Origin of the sequence: Paenibacillus sp. (assembly GCF_048976745.1) — a bacterium.
Lineage (GTDB): Bacteria > Bacillota > Bacilli > Paenibacillales > Paenibacillaceae > Paenibacillus.
Window position 1 is genome coordinate 995,836 of record NZ_JBHGUU010000006.1, and the last position, 22,332, is coordinate 1,018,167.

The 22,332-nt window shown below is 44.3% G+C and carries 17 protein-coding genes; 13 read left to right on the forward strand and 4 right to left on the reverse strand.

The window, feature by feature from the left end; translation table 11 throughout:
- The first annotated feature begins 58 nt into the window (after positions 1-58).
- Positions 59-1,705 carry an extracellular solute-binding protein gene (locus ACE3K2_RS11105; RefSeq protein WP_421891167.1) on the forward strand — a complete coding sequence of 549 codons (1,647 nt, stop codon included), beginning with the start codon at positions 59-61 and terminating at the stop codon, positions 1,703-1,705.
- 161 nt (positions 1,706-1,866) lie between these two features.
- Here ACE3K2_RS11105 and ACE3K2_RS11110 read toward each other — a convergent pair whose 3' ends face one another.
- Together ACE3K2_RS11110 and ACE3K2_RS11115 are read right to left on the reverse strand one after the other, a co-directional pair.
- Positions 1,867-3,507 (reverse strand): response regulator transcription factor, encoded by a 1,641-nt coding sequence (locus tag ACE3K2_RS11110; RefSeq protein ID WP_421889764.1) that lies wholly within the window; start codon positions 3,505-3,507, stop codon positions 1,867-1,869.
- Positions 3,508-3,518: 11 nt separating this feature from the next.
- Positions 3,519-5,228 (reverse strand): sensor histidine kinase, encoded by a 1,710-nt coding sequence (locus ACE3K2_RS11115; protein ID WP_421889766.1) that lies wholly within the window; start codon positions 5,226-5,228, stop codon positions 3,519-3,521.
- 146 nt (positions 5,229-5,374) lie between these two features.
- Between ACE3K2_RS11115 and ACE3K2_RS11120 the strand changes: the two genes are divergently transcribed.
- The 6 genes from ACE3K2_RS11120 (at position 5,375) to ACE3K2_RS11145 (ending at position 14,744) form a co-directional block, all read left to right on the forward strand.
- Positions 5,375-6,325, forward strand: a complete 951-nt coding sequence (locus ACE3K2_RS11120; protein ID WP_421889768.1) for an ABC transporter permease — start codon at positions 5,375-5,377, stop codon at positions 6,323-6,325.
- A gap of 15 nt (positions 6,326-6,340) precedes the next feature.
- Positions 6,341-7,219 carry a carbohydrate ABC transporter permease gene (locus ACE3K2_RS11125; protein ID WP_253435956.1) on the forward strand — a complete coding sequence of 293 codons (879 nt, stop codon included), beginning with the start codon at positions 6,341-6,343 and terminating at the stop codon, positions 7,217-7,219.
- A 42-nt stretch (positions 7,220-7,261) separates the two neighbouring features.
- A complete protein-coding gene (locus ACE3K2_RS11130; RefSeq protein ID WP_421889770.1) occupies positions 7,262-11,725 on the forward strand; it encodes a carbohydrate binding domain-containing protein in 4,464 nt (1,487 codons plus the stop codon).
- A 66-nt stretch (positions 11,726-11,791) separates the two neighbouring features.
- Positions 11,792-11,920 (forward strand): DUF6254 family protein, encoded by a 129-nt coding sequence (locus tag ACE3K2_RS11135; protein ID WP_421889772.1) that lies wholly within the window; start codon positions 11,792-11,794, stop codon positions 11,918-11,920.
- Between the two features lie 383 nt (positions 11,921-12,303).
- The gene (locus tag ACE3K2_RS11140; protein ID WP_421889774.1) at positions 12,304-13,602 is read left to right on the forward strand and encodes an NCS2 family permease; all 1,299 of its coding nucleotides are present in this window, start codon (positions 12,304-12,306) and stop codon (positions 13,600-13,602) included.
- Positions 13,603-13,766: 164 nt separating this feature from the next.
- Complete coding sequence (locus ACE3K2_RS11145; RefSeq protein WP_421891170.1) at positions 13,767-14,744, forward strand: alpha/beta hydrolase; 978 nt, start codon at positions 13,767-13,769, stop codon at positions 14,742-14,744.
- 64 nt (positions 14,745-14,808) lie between these two features.
- Here ACE3K2_RS11145 and ACE3K2_RS11150 read toward each other — a convergent pair whose 3' ends face one another.
- Positions 14,809-16,161 carry an MATE family efflux transporter gene (locus ACE3K2_RS11150; RefSeq protein ID WP_421891173.1) on the reverse strand — a complete coding sequence of 451 codons (1,353 nt, stop codon included), beginning with the start codon at positions 16,159-16,161 and terminating at the stop codon, positions 14,809-14,811.
- A gap of 136 nt (positions 16,162-16,297) precedes the next feature.
- Here ACE3K2_RS11150 and ACE3K2_RS11155 point away from each other — a divergent pair, with 136 nt between their 5' ends.
- Entirely contained in the window at positions 16,298-16,978 is a 681-nt protein-coding gene (locus ACE3K2_RS11155; RefSeq protein ID WP_421889776.1) for a TetR/AcrR family transcriptional regulator C-terminal domain-containing protein, read from the forward strand.
- A gap of 123 nt (positions 16,979-17,101) precedes the next feature.
- On the forward strand, positions 17,102-17,890 hold the full coding sequence (locus tag ACE3K2_RS11160; protein WP_421889778.1) for a class I SAM-dependent DNA methyltransferase: 789 nt from the start codon (positions 17,102-17,104) through the stop codon (positions 17,888-17,890).
- A gap of 53 nt (positions 17,891-17,943) precedes the next feature.
- On the opposite strand, the gene ACE3K2_RS11165 is transcribed toward ACE3K2_RS11160, so the two are convergent.
- Entirely contained in the window at positions 17,944-18,603 is a 660-nt protein-coding gene (locus ACE3K2_RS11165; protein WP_421889780.1) for a helix-turn-helix transcriptional regulator, read from the reverse strand.
- Positions 18,604-18,769: 166 nt separating this feature from the next.
- On the opposite strand from ACE3K2_RS11165, the gene ACE3K2_RS11170 reads away from it, so the two are divergent.
- The 4 genes from ACE3K2_RS11170 (at position 18,770) to ACE3K2_RS11185 (ending at position 22,286) form a co-directional block, all read left to right on the forward strand.
- Entirely contained in the window at positions 18,770-20,128 is a 1,359-nt protein-coding gene (locus ACE3K2_RS11170) for an MFS transporter (protein ID WP_421889782.1), read from the forward strand.
- A gap of 24 nt (positions 20,129-20,152) precedes the next feature.
- Positions 20,153-20,488 carry a winged helix-turn-helix transcriptional regulator gene (locus ACE3K2_RS11175; protein ID WP_421889784.1) on the forward strand — a complete coding sequence of 112 codons (336 nt, stop codon included), beginning with the start codon at positions 20,153-20,155 and terminating at the stop codon, positions 20,486-20,488.
- Positions 20,478-20,834: a HesB/IscA family protein gene (locus ACE3K2_RS11180; protein WP_421889786.1), complete on the forward strand. Its 357-nt coding sequence runs from the start codon at positions 20,478-20,480 to the stop codon at positions 20,832-20,834. Before ACE3K2_RS11175 ends, ACE3K2_RS11180 begins: the two co-directional genes overlap by 11 nt.
- Before the next feature lie 87 nt (positions 20,835-20,921).
- Positions 20,922-22,286: an MFS transporter gene (locus tag ACE3K2_RS11185; protein ID WP_421889788.1), complete on the forward strand. Its 1,365-nt coding sequence runs from the start codon at positions 20,922-20,924 to the stop codon at positions 22,284-22,286.
- Positions 22,287-22,332: the final 46 nt, after the last annotated feature.

Below are 22,332 nucleotides of genomic sequence, written 5' to 3' on the forward strand. Positions count from 1 at the left end.
ATAGACTGGGGGAACGAAGTTGGACACAAGTAAAAAGAGACGCGTAGGCAGCTTGGTCATGATCGGTGTATTGGCCCTATCAGCAGCCTTGAGCGGATGCAGCAGCGGAAACGACAAACCAACAGAAACAAGCGCACCGGCGACAACGTTGGAGCTCAAAGATGGGAAGTATGATCCACCCGTATCCATTACGTATTTACGGCCATGGGGCCCAGATGTGAAGTTTAAGCCGGGTGAGGATCAGGATAACAACGTGCATACCAAATGGGCCAAGGAGAAACTCGGTATTGAGCTGAAAAACCAGTGGATATCTCCTTCCACCAATAATGCATTCGAGACAAAACTGCGTCTGTCCCTTGCTTCCAATGCGGAGATGCCGGACATTATTTCGTATCGCGGCGAATTCAATCTGGTGCGTGAATTGATTGAGTCCGGAAAATTTGTCGATGCGGGCGAGTTGTTTGACAAATATGCAAGCGATACATGGAAAGCAGCCGTAAACGAAGATCCTTCCGTATGGTATCCATACATGCAAGATGGCAAAAAAATCGGTATTCCGATTCTGGATTATGCCTATAATGGTGATCCTGTCATGTGGATCCGTGAAGACTGGATGAAGAAATTCAATCTGGAAGCACCTAAAACGATAGATGATCTTGAAGTCATTATGGAAACGTTTACGAACCAAGATCCGGATGGGAATGGGAAACAGGATACCTACGGACTGACCATTGGCTTCAAGAACTGGCTGAACACATGGATGTCAGAAGCTGGATGGGTATTCGGCGCTTATGGTACAATGCCGAACCAATGGAATCTGACGGCAGACGGCAAACTTGAATACGGTTCCGTTACACCGGGTGCGAAGCAGGCTTTAGCCAAGTTACAAAGCTGGATGAGCAAAGGGTATATCCCGGAAGAAGCCGGTGTGTATGACGAGACAAAAGCAGCCGAAGAATTTACTGCCGGAAAAGCAGGTATTGTGGTAGGTCCTCACTGGATGCCATCCTGGCCACTGGAGGATGTGAAGAAGAATAATCCAGAGGCTGAATACAAGGCGTATCCGATTCCTTCCGGTCCGGATGGTCAAGCAGGGAGACATGGTACTTCGAACGGAAACGGCGTTATTCTGATCAATAAAGACATGAAGAATCCGGAAGCCTTTTTCACCTATCAGAACTATCTCTTTGATCACTATGCGAATCCTAAAGAGGGCGATGAGTTCGAACATGGATTTGCGGAAGGATACGATTGGGTTATGGTCGATGGGAAGCCATCAACCGATGCAAGTCTTACGGGTGGTTATGCTCCCGAGAAGTACACTTTAACGTTTGATGGAGCGCGCATTCCGAGTCTGAGCATGACAACTCTGGCGAAGCTGGCAAGCGGTGAAGAACCGACTACGCCTTTCGAGAAAAAGATCAAATCAGGTGTACCTGCACCTATGCTAGATGCAGCCAAAATTGTATTGGATCAAAAGGACATCGTGTTCAATCAAATGTTTACCGGTGCACCTTCCATGACAATGCAGATGAACAATGATATTCTGACGAAGATGGAGAAAGATACCTTCTCCCAAATTGTATATGGCAAAACCTCCGTGGATGCATTTGACACATTTGTTGAGAAGTGGAAATCTTCAGGCGGAGATCAGATCACAAAAGAAGTAAACGAGTGGTATGAATCCGTGAAAAGCGGAAAATAGGACGAGGAAAAGCGCCGCAAACATGGTTCGATGCGGTACGGTAACATAAGCAGCATAAAGGCATTGCAGGAGAGCAACTCCCGCAATGCCTTTTGTTATGCAATATGAATAATGGGGGACGGTGAGTTTAGTTGAACGTCAAGTCTGGTCTGAGTACTCCCTTAAACCGGCAGATTTTCCCGATATTCCTGTGGAGTGAGATCATAAAATTTCTTAAAGACTCGAATGAAATATGCGGTATTGTTGTACCCGACAAGTTCTGCGATTTCAAACACTTTGGCGGTAGATGTTCGCAAATGATAGGCTGCTTTTTCCATTCTTAATCGGTATACGTATGCTGTAAGTGCTTCACCAGTCTCCGCCTTGTATACCTTGGACAGGTATACCGGATGCAGATGCACATGGTCAGCAATAGCAGGCAGTGATACATCTCCAGCCAGATGAAGGTCTACGAAACTTTTGACGCTGCGTACAATGGTGCTGTGATTGTCTCTAAGCTCTTGTTCAGCATCATCTCTTATGTAATGAAGTGTTCGTATGGACCAGTCCTGTAATTGCTGTGCAGTAGAGTAACTGGGAGCTTGAAAATAACGATAGGACTCTGCTGGAATCAAAGAAGAGATTTGTTTGCCATTTTTATGAATGATGTACGCAAACGCACCTGCAATCGCAAAATACACCTCAAAGGTTGACTCCGCAATATCATGATGTTCATTGGAATTCAGCAGTTCTTCAAAAATGTGCTCGATTTTCTGTTCCACATCCTCAAACCGCCCAGCCTCCAATAGGCTGATCAACGTTGGCGGCTGATAAAGTGACCTGATCGTATGTAGAGGATTGGCGTCCGTTTCATCGGAAGCTGTGACAAACAAGCCTTGTACTTGACCCATCCGTTTACGCATGGACATGACCGTTCGCTCATAGAGTTCTCCAATCTCGTAAGGAAACTTGCCCCAGCTGGATACAGAAATGGAGATTGCACCTTTTAAGTATAACTGAACATTGGTTTGAATCTGGGCAGCATAATGCTCAAGCAGGGTCTGAGGCGTCTCATTCCTGCTATAGTTTATCGTTGTGGAATGCTTCATGCTAACCAGAACAACGATGTAATCATGAACATCTCGTGTGTGCCAGATATGAAAATGATTATGCATCACTTCGCTAATGATATTACATATCGCATATTCCATTAGGTCCAGATCGCCGTGTGCCATTTCGGATAGATGTTTTTCCATACGAATAATCAGCATGCCGAGGTCTTCACCTATGGAGTAAGGAAGTTCAAGCAGATCAAGCTTGTCTGCCAATGTCTTCGGATCATAGACTTTTCCAGTCAGCAACTCATGCAGCATCGTGGATTGAAGCAATGGAAGATGATCCTGAAAGGCATGTAAGGCTCGTTGATGAGACGCTGCCGTTTCCCACTTTTCTTTAATTCGATGAACAAGACGTTGCACGGATCCGATCAGATCTTCATCGCTAACCGGTTTCAGCAAGTAATCGAAACTTTCCTGCGCAATGGCCTGTTTGGCATACTCAAAGTCCGCGTGACCTGATAAGAGAATCGTCTGCACATGAGGCCACTTTTCATGAATCGCTGTAATCAGCGCAATGCCTGACATTTCAGGCATACGAATATCGGTAATTACAATATCAATGTCGTGATTGTCCATGATTTCGAGTGCTACGGCACCGGATAAAGCTTCATGGACTGTACCGATCCCGCAGCTTTCCCATGGAATGGTCTCTGCGAGCGTTTCCACGACCGAACGTTCATCATCCACTAGTAATATTTGCAGCATGGGTCTTTCACCTACTTGTCTGTATTGTCGTGCCATGTGATGTTAACTTTAATCCCACCCAATGAAGATTGTTCATAGAAGAGTCCTGATCCTTCACCGTACTGAAATGACAAACGTTGATGCACATTCCATGTACCACATCCCATATTCTCATCCAGCGGTTTAAGAAGATTATCTCTCAGAAGATCCAACTGTTTCTCAGACATACCAAGCCCGCTGTCCTCTACGATAATCGTGTACACATCATCCTCGCAGTCTGCATAGATTCTAATCTCACCATCCACCGATTTGGGCTCCAGTCCATGAATAATAGCGTTCTCAATAATAGGCTGAAGGGTAAGTCTCGGAACTGTTTTATCTAAAATATCATGAGGCACGTCGATTGTAAAATGCATTCGTTCCAGACGAAGTGACTGGATTTCCAAATAATTTTTGACCATCGTTAACTCTTCTCGAAGCGTGGCTTGGTCCTTTTCGGACCTGGTTATGTATCGGTAATACTCTCCCAGATTCAGTGCCATGGCTACCACAGCCTTTTCATTTTTCATTCGGGCCATGTTCTTGATATAGAAGAGACAGTTATAGAGAAAATGCGGATTGATCTGCGATTGAAGCTGTTTGAGCGTAGCTTCGCGGCTCCTTAATTTCTCCTCATATACATTCTCGATTAACTCTTGAATTCGCTGGGCCATGATGTTGAATCGTGCAAATAACAGACTGAATTCATTGCGTGCCGGGTGATGCAGCCGAACGGAAAAATCCCCGGTGGATAAGCGATTTGTGCCTTTTACCAGCTGTAGAAGCGGAAGCTGTACACTGCGATAAAGTGTATATAAAACAACGACACTCATTACGATCAGAACGGCAATTGAAGCGTAAAACAGATTTCGGCTGCTCGTAATCGGTTTCAAAATCTGTTGCATCGGCACATAGTCAACATAATACCAGCCCAGGCTCTTGGAATGAATATAGGAGACGTAATATTCCGTTTTGTTTAACGTTGTGGTGAATCCACCGCTGGCTTGCAGTTTTGCTTCTTTTAGAGAGGGCAGTATGGCATTCAGAGTATCCTTTCCAGAGCTATTGCTGATCAAACCATAGTCGGGATGGAACATGAATGGATCGCCCTTATTGTTTAACTTGTTTTGGTTGAGAAGGGTAGTTAAGTGATGAACTGGAAAACTGATTTTGGTAATTAATCGGGCTTTGTCGGGCTGCACCATCGCTGTTGTTGGGTCTGTCGTGTACCAGATAAACTGATTGTCGGCATAGGTCCAGGACTGCGATAGGGACTCCTTAAATTCATTATCACTGTACGGAATGTAAGCATAATAATCCGTCGATATCACTTTTTTCATCCGAGGAAAGTATAGAGTGATGGTCGAATGCCATTTGCTTGCTGCGTTGTACAGATTCATCTTTTCCAGTATGGCACTTCCAACTTTCACACGTTCATAGGCAACATCCTTGTAGTCAGGGCGTTGATATTCCTGAATGCTGGAATCTTGTCCAATGGACATCCCATATAATGACAATTGGTAAATGTTGGATTCTACTGAATCAGCAAATGTCGACAGATGATTCATCGTATTGTTCTGAATCTCGTGTTCAATGACACGTACACTTTCCCGGTTTGAGTATGTGTAGAGAAACAATACCAGAATAAGCAGCATCACAAACAACAATGTAATTTTGGTAAAGACATTCATACGTGTAAACAAAGTCCAACCTCCTAAATCTCATTTAAATATTGATATCGTTGTTGCAATATTAGGATATAGATCGCAAATTTCCATTGCTATAATTTTAATATACAAGTTCACGATGACTTGTAAAATATAAATTTTAGAACATGGGGGATGCAGGAGTGAAGGAACATACGTTAGAAACGCCGCATAAACGGCGCTCCACCAGGGTCAAACAGCGCTGGAATATGCAACGGAACTGGACCTTGCATATGATGCTTGTTCCAGCCGTATTGCTGGCACTGGTGTTTCAGTACATACCGATGGGCGGCATTGTAATTGCTTTTCAGGACTTTAAGCCATACTTGGGATTTTCTGAATCCAAATGGGTTGGTTGGGACAATTTCCGATATTTATTCTTATATCCGGATGTAGGTCAGGTGATCTGGAATACACTGGTCATTGCATTTTTCAAAATCATCGCAGGACTGTTCGCTCCATTCCTGTTTGCCATTTTGCTCAATGAAGTGCGCTTGACGGCATTCAAAAGAGTGAGTCAAACGCTTGTGTATCTGCCGCATTTCCTATCATGGGTTATTCTCGGTGGGATTCTGCTCGATATCCTGTCTCCTCAGGGCGGTATGGTGAACCAGCTTGTCGTAGCCTTTGGAGGAGAACCGATCTTCTTCCTGGGAGATGGCACATGGTTCCGTATTACGTTAATTGTCAGCGATGTCTGGAAAGAATTTGGTTTTGGTACGATCGTATTTTTGGCTTCTCTATCCGGAATCAATCCTGCACTCTACGAGGCAGCCGAGGTGGATGGGGCCAACCGATTCAAGCAGACGCTGCACATTACGATTCCGGCACTGATGCCGATTACTATCGTCCTGATGACACTCTCGATCGGCAATATCCTGAACGCCGGTTTTGATCAGGTGTTCAACTTGTACAATCCGCTTGTGTATGACAAAGGCGACATCATTGACACCTTTGTATATCGACTCGGGATCTTGAACGGGAAGATGAGTTTTGCTACAGCAGTGGGGTTATTCAAATCAGTGGTAGCTACCATTTTGATTGTTATATCGTACAGAATGGCTTACAAACTGGCTAATTATCGAGTTTTCTAGAGAGGAGAAAAGGGCTTGTATTATAAAACAAAAGGATACCGCATATTTAGCATCGCTAACTATACTTTTCTTGGGATATTATCGTTACTCTGCATTTTACCAATTATTCATATATTGGCTGTCTCATTCAGCAGTATGGCGCCAGCGTCATCGAATCTGGTCAGCTTCTGGCCCATTGGTTTCACAACGGACGCTTATGTGAAAACCTTCGGAAACTCCAATTTCATCAACTCGCTTCTGGTGTCTCTTAAACGGACTGTGCTTGCAACGATCATCGGTATGGTCATTATGCTTATCACTGCATTTCCGTTGTCCAAGGAAGATATCAGCTTTAAAGGCCGCTCCTTGTATACGTGGTTTTTTGTATTCACCATTTTGTTCAGCGGCGGTTTGATTCCCAGTTACATTCTGATTCAGAAGCTTGGTCTGATGAATACGATCTGGGCGCTTATTCTGCCCGGCGCGCTGTCCGTGTGGAACGTTATTCTGATGATGAACTTCTTCCGGGGTCTGCCGAAAGAACTTGAAGAAGCAGCCTATCTGGATGGAGCAGGTCATATCAAAACATTGATTCTGGTCTACGTTCCACTGTCGCTTCCGGCGATCGCAACCTTGTCCTTGTTTACAATGGTGTATCAGTGGAACTCCTGGTTCGACGGCATGATCTATATGTCTGATATTAAAAATTATCCGCTTGCTTCTCTGTTACAGACCATTATCGTTCAGCAGGATCTCAGCAAAATCAATGTGGACCCTTCCATGTTGGAGAACATCTCACAGCGAACCGTGCGTGCAGCACAGATCTTTATTGGTGCGCTTCCCATTCTGATGGTATACCCGTTTTTACAACGTTTCTTCGTAAAGGGAATTGTTATTGGAGCAGTCAAGGAATAGGCGATGCAATGCAAGGATAACCGAGCTGAGGGAGGAAGTAAGATGAGAAGAGGATTGGCATGTGTGGTGGCATGGAGTTTAATGGCTACCCTCGTTTATCCAGCAACTGCTGGGGCAGAAAGTGTACAAGATCAAGCAGAGGTGGGGAATGTGCAGGCGAAAAGCCTGCACTCCTCTGTTGCCTATCATGACCTTACCGGGCATTGGTCACAATCCGCAGTTACACGATTGCAGGACTTGAATCTATTGAAAGGTTACACGGACGGCTCATTCAAGCCCAATCAGGTCATTAGCCGAGCTGAATTCGTTATGATTCTGGATCGGGCGTTTGGTTTCACTGGTCATACGGAGACGGGTTCCTATGCTGATCTGACTTCAGACGATTGGTACCAGGATGTGATGGTTCGGGCCAATGGTTCAGGCATTATTGAAGGCACAGACCGTGAACATCTGTCACCGAAACAACCGATCAGCCGGCAAGATGCAGCGGTTATGGTGGATCGAGCTTTTCAACTTTCAACGGCTATGAACGAAGATAGTGATCTATCAAAATTTCAGGATGCAGATGATATTTCCAGTTATTCCGAGAAAGCGCTTACCTATCTGGTGAACGAAAATATGATCAAAGGCTTCCAGGGGAAATTAAATCCCAAAGCACCAATTACACGAGCGGAGACAGCCCAGTTACTGTCGGCGATGATTGCCGATGTGAAAAGTGCTCCTGGTGTATACGAGTCCCAGGTCGATGGTAACTTGATTGTTAAATCGACAGATGTCACGCTGAAAAATACGGTCATCAACGGAAATCTGCTACTGGCAGAAGGCATTGGCGAGGGGACTGTTGTTCTTCAGGGCGTAACGGTTACAGGAAGTGTCATTATTAAAGGCGGGGGCAGTCATTCCATCGACATTAGCAACTCCAAGCTGAATCGAGTAATTGTTGACAAACGTGGGGAACCCGTCAGAGTTGCCATCACGGATGACAGTACGATTCAGGAGCTCGTTGTCATGCAACAGTCCATTCTGGATATCTCCTCCGATAGTCTGATTGATACCCTTAATATTCTCGCAGGAGCGAATCAGACCCGAGTGGATACCAAAGGTACGATTCAACAATTAAATGTTGATGCGAATGATGTTGTTATTAATGGAGAGAACGTAAAACAAGGTCTGCGTACATCCATGGCAGGAGAAGCTCAGCAACCTGCATCGTCACAGCCTGGGGGGTCAACGGGCGTGGCAAATACGCCAACGCCATCTACTCCAGGAGGGCAGACACCATCTAACCCATCAACACCAGGCAATCCTGCGGGTGAAAAACCGGTGCCTGCTACAACGATTCCGCATGATCAATGGGAACTCGTCTGGAATGATGAGTTCAACGGACCTGCGATTGATGCCTCCAAATGGACCGTTCAAGATACGGGTCTGGTATATAATAATGAGTTGCAATATTACAGCCCGGACAATACTCGCATTACGAAAGATCAGAATCGAAGTGTACTGCAGATTGAAGCGAAAAAAGGAGAGAAAAACGGTAAAGATTACAGCTCAGGCAAACTGATCTCCATGGGAAAAGGGGACTGGACCTACGGTAAAGTGGTTGTACGTGCAAAGCTTCCTATTGAAAAGGGCATGTGGCCTGCCATCTGGATGATGCCAACCGATGAAGCGCATTATGGAGGATGGCCGGCATCTGGAGAGATCGATATTATGGAGCTCATTGGTGGCAGTGAGAGCAATGACAAGGTATATAGCACATTGCATTATGATAGTGTGAAGCCTGATGGTTCCCATGGACATGATCAGGGAAGCCTTACTCTTCCGGAGGGAGAAACCTTTGCTGACGATTATCATGATTTCCAGGTGGAATGGTTGCCGGGCATGATTCGATTCTATGTAGATGGTAAACTGCATCATGAAGTGACCAACTGGCAAACGAAGGCTGTGGGTCAACCCGAGTATTACACGTTTCCTGCACCATTTGATCGTCCATTCTATCTGATTCTGAATCTGGCAGTTGGCGGGGATTGGCCGGGCTCACCTGAGAGCGATTTCACTTCTGAAACGATGAATGTTGATTTTGTGCGTGTGTACTCTTACAAAAATCTCAACACATGGCCTGATGTAACAACCAACCCCATCGAGCCCACGCAACAGCGTGAACCACAAACCGATGGCAATCAAATCTACAATGATCGTTTTACGGAAGGGTCTGAAGAAAATGGAGTACCTCAGCAGTGGAAATTCATTACGAATGCTGATGGAGCCGGCAGTGTCAACGTGGTAAATGATGAGCAGAAAGGGAAAGCAGCACAAGTAACCATTGATGCATCGGGGACTGAAAACTATTCAGTTCAACTCACTCAGATGCCGATGTACATCCAGAAGAATAAAAAGTACAAAATACAATTTGATGCGAAGGCATCTGCTAACCGTACAATCATGTCCAAAGTGAACCAATATGAAAAAAGCTGGACGAATTATTCGGGTGATAACACCTTTGCACTCACGACGGATTGGCAATCCTATGACTATACCTTCAATATGCGGGATGGATCGGATAACAATGCCAGATTTGAATTCAATCTGGGGCTGGATGATACAAGCGTTTGGTTTGCCAATGTCAGGCTGACCGAGGTGGGTGAGGCTGATCCGCTAACGGTTGAACGCAACGCGTTACCTGATGGCAACTTCATTTACAATGGAACGTTTGATCAAGGTAAAGAACGTCTGGGATTCTGGTCAAGCAGCATTCAAGAAGGTGCAAAGGCTCAGATCAGTGTAAATAACTTTCTGAAATTCCCGATTATGGAGCGTCAACTCGTTGTTGATGTTACTCAAACAAATGGTGAGCCGCAGCAAGTGTCTGTGAACCAACCGGAGTTGAAGCTGGAAGCGAATACAACATATGGCTTCTCCTTAGAAGCCAAGGCAGATACTCCGCGAAGTATGGATATTGATCTGGTCAGCAGCAATGGACATTCCGTGCAGATTCATCAGGGGAAAAACCTTTCCTTGGGCCAAGAAATGAAGACATATACTGGAGAGATTGTTATTGGAGATGGGACCTCCATAGCCCAGTCCGAGCTACAACTGTTATTCGGCAGTTCAGAAGGCAAAGTATATGTAGACAATGTTCGACTGACAAAACGCGGGAAACCTCTTTCGGTGAATGGCTACGCACATATACCTGCAACCGAAGCCTGGGAGATGCAGGGCTTACAACTGGAGGACTCCGCAGAAGGTGGAAAACATGTCAGTTACATGGATCAGGGAGATCTGCTGCAATATAAAATCGATGTAGCCCAAGATGGAGAATATGTTCTGTCTGCCCGAATGGCTAGTGGGAAAAGTGATTCTGAGGTACGGTTCAGCATTCAGGATGAACTAGGGACAATCGTTGCTCAATCCGAACTGAATCTCGGAGACACGGGGGGATGGCAAACATACCAAACCGTGTATTTCCCAGGGGGCAACTTGTCAGCAGGCAAATCCTATTATGTGAATTTTGAAGGAGCAGATTATAATACACGCTGGGTGGATATTTCACTAAACAAAGTTCAGAACAGCCAGCTTGCAACGGATCTGAATCATTGGGAGTTAATTCCCGATCATCTGACAACTTCACATGAAGAGGGCAAAGGATTAACGATCAACTTGCCAGGTACAAGTGAACAATGGTGGGATGCATTGCTGCAACAAGGTCAGATCGAACTGGATGCAAATAAATCATACCGACTTAACTTCGAGGCATCTGCTTCAAGTCCTAAATCCATGCAAGCGGTTCTTTCTCAGAATGCAGGGGATTTTGTGAAGTATTTGGAAGAAGAAGTGCAATTAAGCACGGATCCCCAGTCGTATAGTTATACCATCACCATGGGGGATACCTCGGATTCGGCAGCCGTACTTGCATTCGGGCTAGGTTACCCGCTATCTGCAGGGGAACACGCGATTAACATCCATAACATTCAGTTATATGAAGTTAATCCGAATGCAGATCAAGGAGGGCAACCAGCTCATATTAATCTTATTTCCAATGGAGACTTCTCCAAAGGTAAAGACAGCTGGTTTACCTACGCGGATGGTAGTGCGGCTGATCTTGAGATGCAAGTTAGCAATCAACAGCTTCATGCCAAGATTGGTCATGCAGGACAGAATGCATGGGATCGTCAAGTCATCAATGAAGGATTTGGCATACAGCAAGGTTTTAAATACAAATTGACGTTTAAAGCCAAAGCGGAGAAGTCCAGAAAAGTGGGTGTGGGAATTGGATGGGTCGACGCAGCTGCCAACTATGAATGGCATGGTTTCTTTGGGGCACGAGTTGATTTGACTCCAGAAGAACAGGAGTTCACGTTTACATTTGATGCAACAGAAGCCAGCTATGCGAATACTCGCATCTCTTTTGATCTGGGTAACATCGATGGCGCAGAAGACGGTAACACAACTGTATCTTTGTCCGAAGTTAGCTTGATTAATTTGGGTCCTGCCAACGTAGAATAAAGTTGCCTTACAGTGACATCATAAAGAGGTAGTACACATCTCAGTTTCCAGAGGAGGATCTCTTTTATGGCTGACCAGAAGAAACGAAAAGAAGCTGCCTGGAAGTCACGAAAGCAAGAACAGCATCCCCATGGTAAAATCAAATCGCTAAAAGAATTATCCAGCGAGTATGATGCGAAACCTACTACAAATTAAGCAAAAGACTGTCAGCGAACATTGCTGGCAGTCTTTCTTCTTTTTTGATATGTTGCAGAGATTGAGTACTAAGTACAACCTCTGTCTCAAAAGACGAATGAACATAAGATATAGTGTATATATAGTTCGTAAATAACTGTGAACAAATCATCAAATTGTTGACATGGCATGTTATTTTAATTAGAATACGAAATGGACTTCAGGTTAAAACAGAGATGAGTATCTTTATGTTTCGTTTTTATGTTTCGTATAGAGCATAGCTGTTAAAATCTTTAATCCTAACAACGAATATAGGAGCGTTAATATTACAATCCTATATGAGGCTTAGGATTTTTTGTTTTTAGCTTAGAAGTATAATTTGAAGGTTGGAGGCTGGCTTGATCATGGACAAATGGTTCAAACTCAAAGAAAGAGGCACGAGCATTCCCACAGAAATTATCGCAGGGATTACAACATTCTTCACAATGGTATACATAGTTATCGTAAACCCAGGAATACTCAGCAGCACAGGCATGGACTTTAACGGAGTATTCATAGCAACGGTACTGGCAAGTATTGTGGGAACTCTGATTATGGGGATATGGTCCAACTATCCAATCGTCATTGCACCGGGTATGGGACTGAATGCATTCTTTGCCTATAGCGTAGTTGCCGGATATGGCGTATCTTGGCAGGTTGCACTGGGAGCCGTATTTATCGCAGGCATTTTGTTTATTATTTTATCGCTTACTTCGTTCCGTTACATGTTGCTGGATGCCATTCCTGCAAGCTTAAAACATGCGATAACCGCAGGGATCGGATTATTTATTACAACGGTAGGTCTACAAAATGCCGGTATTATTGCCGATTCAGAATCGAATTTGATTACGATCGGTAACTTGGCTGAACCAATGACTTATCTGACCATTATCGGATTGATTATTACCGTTGTCCTGATGGCTTATAATGTGAAAGGTTACCTGTTCATCGGAATGGTGGTTACAGCGATTCTGGCTTGGATCATGGGACTATTTCAAATGCCGGAATCCATTGTATCCATGCCGCAAGGCCTCTCGTCAACGGCTTTGCAACTGGATCTGGCCGGCGTATTCTCGAATGGCTTGTATACGATCATATTTACGTTCCTGCTGATCACACTGTTTGACACGACGGGCACGATGCTCGGCGTTGCTGAACAGGCAGGATTGCTGAAGGAAGGTAAATTCCCACGCTCGCGTGGCGCATTATTGGCAGATGCGGTAGGAACCACAAGTGGCGCTTTGCTCGGAACAAGTCCAACCTCAGCTTACATCGAGTCCAGCACAGGGGTAGCTGCAGGAGGGAGAACGGGACTGACCGCAGTAACGGTAAGTGTGCTGCTTGCGCTGACCTTGTTCTTCACACCGATCGTAAGTGTAATATCAAGTATTCCGGCGATTACTTCTCCGGCACTGATCATTGTTGGATACTTTATGATTAACGTCATCAGCAAAATCAAATGGGATGATCTCGAAGAAGCATTTCCTGCCTTCCTGATTATCATCCTTACTCCGCTCACACATAGTATTGCGACAGGGATCGGCGTAGGCTTTATCTTCTACCCAGTACTCAAGTTGCTTCGTGGAAAAGGTAAAGATGTTCATCCAATCTTCTACATTTTTGCAGTACTGTTCTTCATTCAGCTTGTGTTTCTTGATCACTAAACAAGGTCTAATCATAAAGAGAACTGCTCTAATAAGCAGCTCTCTTTTTTTGTTTGTTCATATTCAGTTCATATTCCCGTCACGAAGGGTACATCTTACATGGTTACACTATACCTATGTCGCAAGAGCGGCTCTACAGATATAAAGGACAGGAGAAGATGGATATGGCAGAAGCAGTGGATGTAACAACAACGGGGACTAAGGGCCGTAAAAAACGGAACTTATGGTTGAAAATAATAGGTGGTATTATCGGCGCGCTGGTACTATTTATGGGTATCACCTTTGTCGTTCATACAATCAGTAATGGGATCGAGAAAAAGAAAATCGAATCATATGGCCAATACGTTAATGTAGATGGGAAAAATATGAATGTCTCCATTCAGGGCAACGGCGAACAAACCATTGTGCTTTTACCTGGACAAGGAACCCCCTCGCCAGTACTTGACTTCAAATTGTTAATTGATGAATTAACTCCTGATTACAAGGTTGTGGCAATCGAGCCTTTAGGTTATGGATTAAGCGACGAAACCGAGACGGAGAGAACCACGGAAAATATCGTCAGCGAAATTCATGAAGCTGTACAGCAGCTCGGAATTGATCGTTATATTTTGATGGGGCATTCCATCACAGGACTATACGCAGCGACTTATGTGAACACGTATCCGGATGAAGTTTCCGCTTTTGTCGGGATCGATAGCAGTGTTCCAAATCAACCTGGCATGGATGTTAAATTACCTTTGAACTTAATGAAATTTCTTAAACAATCAGGCCTGATGAGAGTACTTACAAAAGTGAGCGGAGATTCATATGCATCACTTGCTTACGATGAACATACCAAAGAACAGATGAAGTTGATTTCGAATCAAGTCTCTACCAATTCGACAATGATCGATGAGCTTAAACACCTGGGTTCCAATTTCAAAAATGGAGAAAAACTCACTTACCCTCGTGATCTGCCGATGCTACTCTTCGTTCAATCGAATAACGAGCAAAATCCCCAGTGGATTCCGATGCATGAAGAACAAGTGAAACAATCTGCACAGGGCAAATTGATCCCTATGGATGGTTCACATTACCTGCATCATACAAAATACAAAGAAATTGCTGAAGAGTTCAAATCTTACATGAAACAACTACAATAATGATTAATCATCGAACTGCGGTACCCAAATGGGTACCGTGGTTTTTTCTGATATTCAGCAAAAATTACTGTGCCAAATGTTCCAGATTGGGCTGTAATTTGGTTCGCAAAGCATATAACATGATGGCCCCTACAAGGAAAGCGACGGCATCCGCAATAACGAGCGACCAGATTACGCCATGAAAACCATTCAGTTGATTCGCGATATACAATACAGGAATCAGCGTAATTCCTTGAATGATGGACATCACAAACGCGGCGGTTCCTTGGGCTGTAGCTTGGAAAATTCCAATAAACAACGAAGTCAATCCTGTAATAAACAAGGATAAGAAGGTCACATGGAGAATGTAGCTACCCATTTCAATTAATTGTGGATCCGACGTAAATAAACCAATCAAGTGGTCAGAGATCAGATAAACGACAACACCGAACAGGACGGCTAAGCCCAAAATAGCTTTGATCGTAAATCCAATCGTTTGTTTCATGCGTAATTTGTTCGCTGTAAATGAGAAGGCAATCAACGGTACAACTCCCTCGCACAAGCCCATCAGAATAAACTCAGGAAATTGCAATAAACGTGATGAGATTCCATACCCCGCAACGGCCTGATCCCCATATTCGACAAGAAAAAGGTTAAGAATAAGCGACATTGCTCCCAAGAAAACACTCATAACAAAGACGGGAACACCGATTTTGAACACATTGCTAAGGATGTCCTTGGTCACCTTGAACCATTTCAGGGAGACGGTTAAGAATGGACTCTTATAACTCATATGGTAAGCGTAAAATGCACTCGCAACCAAGTTGGAGATGACAGTAGCAGATGCAACGCCAATCACGCCCCAATGGAAGACAAAAATGAATAGTGCATCAAGGATAATATTTATAACAACGCTGAGAATCATACCGGTCATAGAAGTCATTGCTGAACCTTCTGAGCGCACGATATTCTCCAGGGTGAAGAATAAGATGACGAAGGGTGAACCCATAAGCATAATCGTGACATACTCTTTCGTGAATCCGAAGGACACTGGCGTTGCACCCAGCCCATGAACGATTGGTTCAATCAGCGGGAGCCCAACGGCCATCACAATAATTCCGAGAATTAAACTACTGTAAAAGGCAAATGAAGATACATGCTTCAGATCATCTACTTTTTTCTCTCCCAGCAAACGGGAGATGAATGTACCGCTGCCTATACCAATTAAATTACCAAGGGCCATGATAACCGCGAATAAAGGTAAAGTTAATGCGAGTGCGGTTAACATTGCCGTATTACCCAGTGTGCCAAGGAAATAGGCATTCAAGATGGAGTAAATAACACTCATTGACGTGCCTAGCATCATCGGGACAGCAAAGTGAGCTACAGCTTTGGCGATCGGTGCTTTTTCAAAGTAATGGAGATTTTCTGCATCCATGTGGATCACTACTTTCATCATTAATTTCGCTCTAATCTAACACTGTTAGATTGAACCTTACAGTGTTAGATGTTATCATGAACTTAAACACCTGTAAAGCATAAACTTACACTGTTAGATAAAAGGGCGGATACCGATGAAAAAACAACAGCCTCAGATTTCGGAAGATAAGATTTTGGAAACCTCGTGGGAGCTTTTGGGGGAAGAGGGCATTGAGAAATTCAGCATGAGACGCTTGGCAGACAAGCTGGGAATTCAGGCTCCATCTCTATATTGGTACTTCAAGAGCAAGCAGACACTCTACCAGCGGTTAGCCAACCAAATATCGAAAATGATTCTGGACGAGTTTCACGCTGAAGGGGACTGGAAGGATCAGATGGAAGGGCTTGCGCTAACCGTACGGAGTGTGCTCAGCCGTTACCCGTGCTCTACACAGCTCATGATGATGACGCTACCCCACGAGCCGGACATGATTCGGTTCACTAACCGCTTGTTGCTCTGTATGGAATCGACGCCACTAGAGCAAGAACAAAAACTACAGGCCGTACTCACACTTGTGAACTATGTCTTTTACTTCGTTCTGGACAATTATCAGCATCAGCGTAATATCTCTGCTGTTATTAAGGACAACGAGGCACTTCAGGGTGAAGAGATGATCCACCTTCTGGACTCCATGAGTGAGAAGGAAGCTGGACTATTCAGTAGGATGTATAAGAATGGCATGTTTGAGGTGATGGGAACCGACGGAGCTTTTGAGTTCGGCTTGAAACTGATTTTGCTCGGGATCGAACAAGTGGTCAAGGAACATGAGAAGTAGACGTGTGCAGAAATGAAGACAGTAACGAGGCTTATTAGGTGGTGCATGGATAGTTAAAACAACAAAAAATGATAACAACAATCTGTCTAAAGTAGTCGCATTGTAGTGAAGGGATGATTCATATTGATAGATCACGATAATCTTGAAGAGTACCTAGACCCGATTAATTATGATCTTGAATTTGGCGGTGAGACTGATAAATACAATTTTTATCTTGAATTGGCGAGATTGAATCCAGGCGAGGTTTTGGAACTTGCGTGTGGGACAGGCTTAACTACCCTTCATTTATCAAAATCGGGGATAAACATAACAGGTGTTGATATTTCTTCATCAATGCTTGAGTATGCCCGGGTTAAAGCTCAAGATTTACCTGTTGAATTCATTGAAGCTGATGCCCGCACATTCAATTCCGAGAAGCATTTTTCCATGATTTATTTGACAGGAAATGCATTTCAGGCTTTTTTGAGCGATGAAGATCAAAGGGCTTTACTTGAGACCGTCAACAAACACCTGGAGCCTAATGGATTGTTTGTTTTTGAAACCCGAAACCCCTTGGGGACCGATTTATCCAATGAAGAGGAAAGCCCTTGGGGAGAATTTATCGATAAGGACGGAATTACAGTCAAGCTATCTGGTACACAGACGTATGATACAAGTAACCAGATTATGCACTGGGTCACGTTCCGTGATTGGGGAGGATCGAAGAAAACCATTTCTCGAATTGCATGTCGCTTTATGGATAATAATATGCTTCAACGTTTATTAACGAACTGCGGCTTTTGTATCGAAAATCAATATTCGGACTGGGACAAAACACCGTTTAATCCTTTCTCTCAATCGATCATAAGTGTTTGTCGAAAAAATAAAGACTCTAAAACGACCAATCCCGGATATTCATCCGAATTGTTCTAGTCAATTCAAAATCCAAACCAAAAGAGCAATCTCCAATGAGGTTGCTCTTTTGGTCATGGTTTATTTTGCCTAACAGTGTACACACAGTTTCTTCCTCCGGCTAGAATGTACTCTCCCCGTTCAATATGAACATTATGGCCTAGAACTGTTTTGAATAAATGTAACTCATTCTTGCATAACCCGGTACATACCGCGGCCGCTTCACAGATGGGGCAATGCTTCTCAATGAGTAGGAGACTGCCATCATCCTGCTCCTTAACCTCGGCCATATAACCTTCATTCGTACGAATTTCGGCCAATTTCTCCAATCTCTCTCTAACCCCTGATGCATCGCCAAGATGCTGAAGATATTGTTCTTGCATATTTTTATTTCGAACATCCAGCAGCTTGTCCAGCCCATCAGTACCAAAAGCTTCTTTCATCGAATTGATGAGGCTGACGGATAAATCCGAATATCCACTTGGGAAAAAACGATTAGCCGCGGGAGTTAATATCCATAACTTGGTGGGACGACCCATGGGACGGGCCTCTTCCACAGTGGTTACCAATCCTTCTCCTTTTAGCGCATTCAGATGTTGACGAATAGCCATTCCGGATAACGAAAACTGAGAGGAGAGAGTGACAACATCCATTCCCCCGCGCTCTTTTAACAGATTAATAATTGCTCTCCGGGTACTGGTCGAGACATCCTTTTTGGTTTGATTTCCGCTCATGGTGCACCTCCTTGTGACGCAACTGAGTCTACATGACTAACTACATTTTAAACAAAAATGTTGACAAAGTCAAAGTCGAACTGTAGCTTAGACATTATAAACAAAAATGTTTACTAAGTATCCGGATACGATGTATACATACCCATTTTATTGGAGGTCACATTTCATGTCGTCTAATCATCAAAGTATTTTCAGCCCGCGTTATTTTGCATTGTCCATAGGAATTATTTTGTCAGTGATGGCCGTTGGATTCGAAGGTTTATCCGTCACCACCATTGCTCCTTCCATTGCTGGAGACTTAAACGGTCTTAGCCTGTTCGGGTGGATATTCAGTACGTATCTGCTTGCGCAGATTATCGGGACGCTGGTCGTCGGTCGGATCATTGATAAAAGAGGACCTGCAGCACCGTTCACTTTTGCACTTCTGTTGTTTATCTTAGGGCTGATCGCTGCCGCAACCGCAGGTGACATGTATACCATGATAGGATCACGGGCTCTACAGGGTTTGGGTGCCGGAGCTATGATGACTTGTGTGTATACGGCTATATCCTTAAGTTACCCGGATGAGTTACGTGCCAAAATTCTTGGAGCATTTGGTACAGCCTATGTTCTTCCGTCTATGCTTGGTCCATATGTAGCCGGTCTTATCGCAGATCAGTGGTCCTGGCGCTTTGTTTTCTGGGGGATTTTACCTGTGCTAGTGGTTTCAGCATTGCTTAGTTTACCTGCCTTTAGGAAATTAAAAGTGCAGAAGACGGGAGTGGATAGCGGATCTTCATCCACTTGGATGGCGTTACTCTTAACGTTAGGTACAGGGATTCTCCTTGTTGGTTTAAGTATGCTCCCGAGCATTATGGGATTTGTTTTAGTCGTGATTGGCCTGGTATTGATGTTATTTCCGCTCCGTAAATTGCTACCGAAGGGAACTCTTACATTGCGAAGAGGTATGCCAGCAATTCTGGCAACACGTGGGTTGTTCTTTGCTGCCTATACCAGCACACAAAATTTCCTGGTATTAGCTCTAATCGACGTGAAAGGAATTACACCTTCACAGGCCGGATTAATTGTCGCGAGTGCTGCATTAAGTTGGTGTATCATTGCGTATCTGCAAGGACGGTGGGATGCGGCAGATCAGGGCAGTGGACGTCATATGAGAATCATTCTGGGGGTATTGCTGCTTGCGATAGGGATTGCCATCGTATTTTGGGTACCTGTTGTGACCGTAACCATTGCAGTTATTGGTCAGATCATTGCAGGAGTTGGTATTGGATTGGCGCATCCGATTAGCGGTGTTGTCGCATTTTCCCAAACGGGGGAGGAAGGCGTGGGCCAAACCTCAGCAAACCTGCAGTTTGCAGATTCTTTTACACCTGGTGTAGTGATCGGCATTGGTGGTTCCATACTTGTAGTGTGTCAGGCTGGCGGTATGTCACTTCAATCCGGCTTAATTGTAGCCATGGGATTCCATCTCTTGTTGATCGTCACGAGTATCATTGCCAGCACTCGGATCTCACCACGCGGATGAATAAGAAAGTGGGTGTACAGACCATTGCTCACTGAAGATCCGAATAAACTGTTTACAGCTTATCGTATCATCGGAACGAAATGGACGATCCATATTTTATGTGCTTTGTCTCAAGGCCCGAAGAGATTCGGTGAAATATTCGATAACATTCCTTCCATTTCCGAAATGATCCTCTCCAGACGTTTAAAGGGTCTTCAACATGATCATTTGGTCAAAAGAACAATACGGACACGCCCTACACAAATTATTTATGAACTTACGCCAAAAGGAGCTGCTCTTGCTGCATTCATACCTTTTCTAATGGACTGGGATAGCAAATTTCAAAATGATACCACCGGGAGGAATAAAGATGATCATTAAGGTCAGTGATACAGCATCGGACAGAATCGTCGAGATCTTATCAGGTGCGGATATCCAAAATGCCTTTCTTAGAATAGGCGTTGATGAAGGGGGATGCAGTGGTTTATCTTATACCCTTATCGTGGATGAACAGCAGGCAGAAGAAGACATTGTGTTAAATAAAAAGCAATTTAAAATATTGGTTCACGCAAACAGTATTCCATATATTGATGGTCTTGAGATTGACTATGAAGAGAGCGGAATGTTAGGTGGATTCACCATGAATAATCCAAATGCCAAAGTTTCGTGTGGATGCGGGGCCAGTTTTAGAATGGCCAATTATCGTGGTGAAGTGAAAAAATGTTGATCCTATTCTATTATGGAGGTGTAGAAGACAAACAACAATCAGATTGGGATTTTTGATGCTCAGTACAGGGCAACTACAATTGGTATTATGCTGGTTCTGTCAACCGTCGCTTTCGAAGGACTGGCTATCACAACGATTGCCGCGAAAATGGCACAAAGTTTAGAGGGCATTCATTTATATGGTTGGATCTTCAGCGCATTTCTGTTATCTCAGCTCGTTGGAACCTTGGTTATAGGTCAGCAGATTGACAAGCGCGGCGTTTTTACATCCATGCTGGTATCTTTTAGTGTTTTTGTGTTAGGAACTGTGGTCTCCGCTATCTCTTTCGACATGCACATGCTTATTGCCGGAAGAGCCCTTCAAGGTTTTGGAGCGGGGGCCTTGATCACATGCGTTTATACCTGTGTGACGTTACATTATCCAGATACACTTCGTACTCAAATCCTGGCCGCATTCTCCATGGCATTTGTCCTGCCTACCTTAATCGGACCTTATGCAGCAGGCCTTATTGCTTCCTACATCTCGTGGCGATATGTTTTCTGGATCGTTTTACCCTTGATTGGAATAGCGCTCAGTCTCACATTCCGTTCTTTCCGTAACTTGCAGCTTCAGCAAGATCTGACAGGTCAAGCGAGAGCAACCGACTCAAAGATTATGTATGCGATTCTGCTTGCCGTTGGAACGGGGCTATTACTCACAGGAGTTGGTATGATAACCGATTGGAAAGGTATATTACTCACTTTGGGTGGGTTAGTTCTCATGATCACACCAATGCGTAATTTGCTGCCTGTGGGCACTTTTTCGGTAAAAAAAGGATTACCTGCTACTTTGGTTTCGAGAGGGTTATATGTTGCTTGTTATTTTACAACGGAAAGTTTTGTGATCTTGGCACTAACCGAAGTGAAGGGGTTATCCGCTGATCTTGCTGGCCTCATTGTAGCAGCAGGTTCTCTCAGCTGGTCCGCCGCAGCGTGGTTACAAGCCAAGCTTGATGCACGAGATCAAGGTCGTGCCCGGAAGGGCAGAGTCATGACGGGCATTGGGATTATGATCGCTGGAACTGTACTTATGATCCTGGCTCTTATTTTGTCGGACAGCGGGATTGTACTCATCCTTCTCTCACAAATGATTACAGGGTTCGGGGTTGGATTGGCCAACCCTACAACGGCAGCCATTGCTTTACAACATGCCTTGCCCAGGAAAGAGGGAGAAATGTCCGCCAATCTGCAATTTGTGGATTCCTTCTATATGGGCGTAAGTATTGGAATCGGTGGCGCTCTGATTGCCTTGTCCGAAACGTTACAATGGGGCATATCGACAGGTGTTTTGATCGTGTTAACACTGCAATTATTATGGGTCTTGTTAAGTTTCTTGGCATCACTACGAATTACCAAACTCGTTCATCAAGAACATCATCCAATCAACCAAGTGAAGGATAACATCTCCATGTAACGGATGACGACCCGTCGCTAAATACATCATGAAGAACGGGGGGACT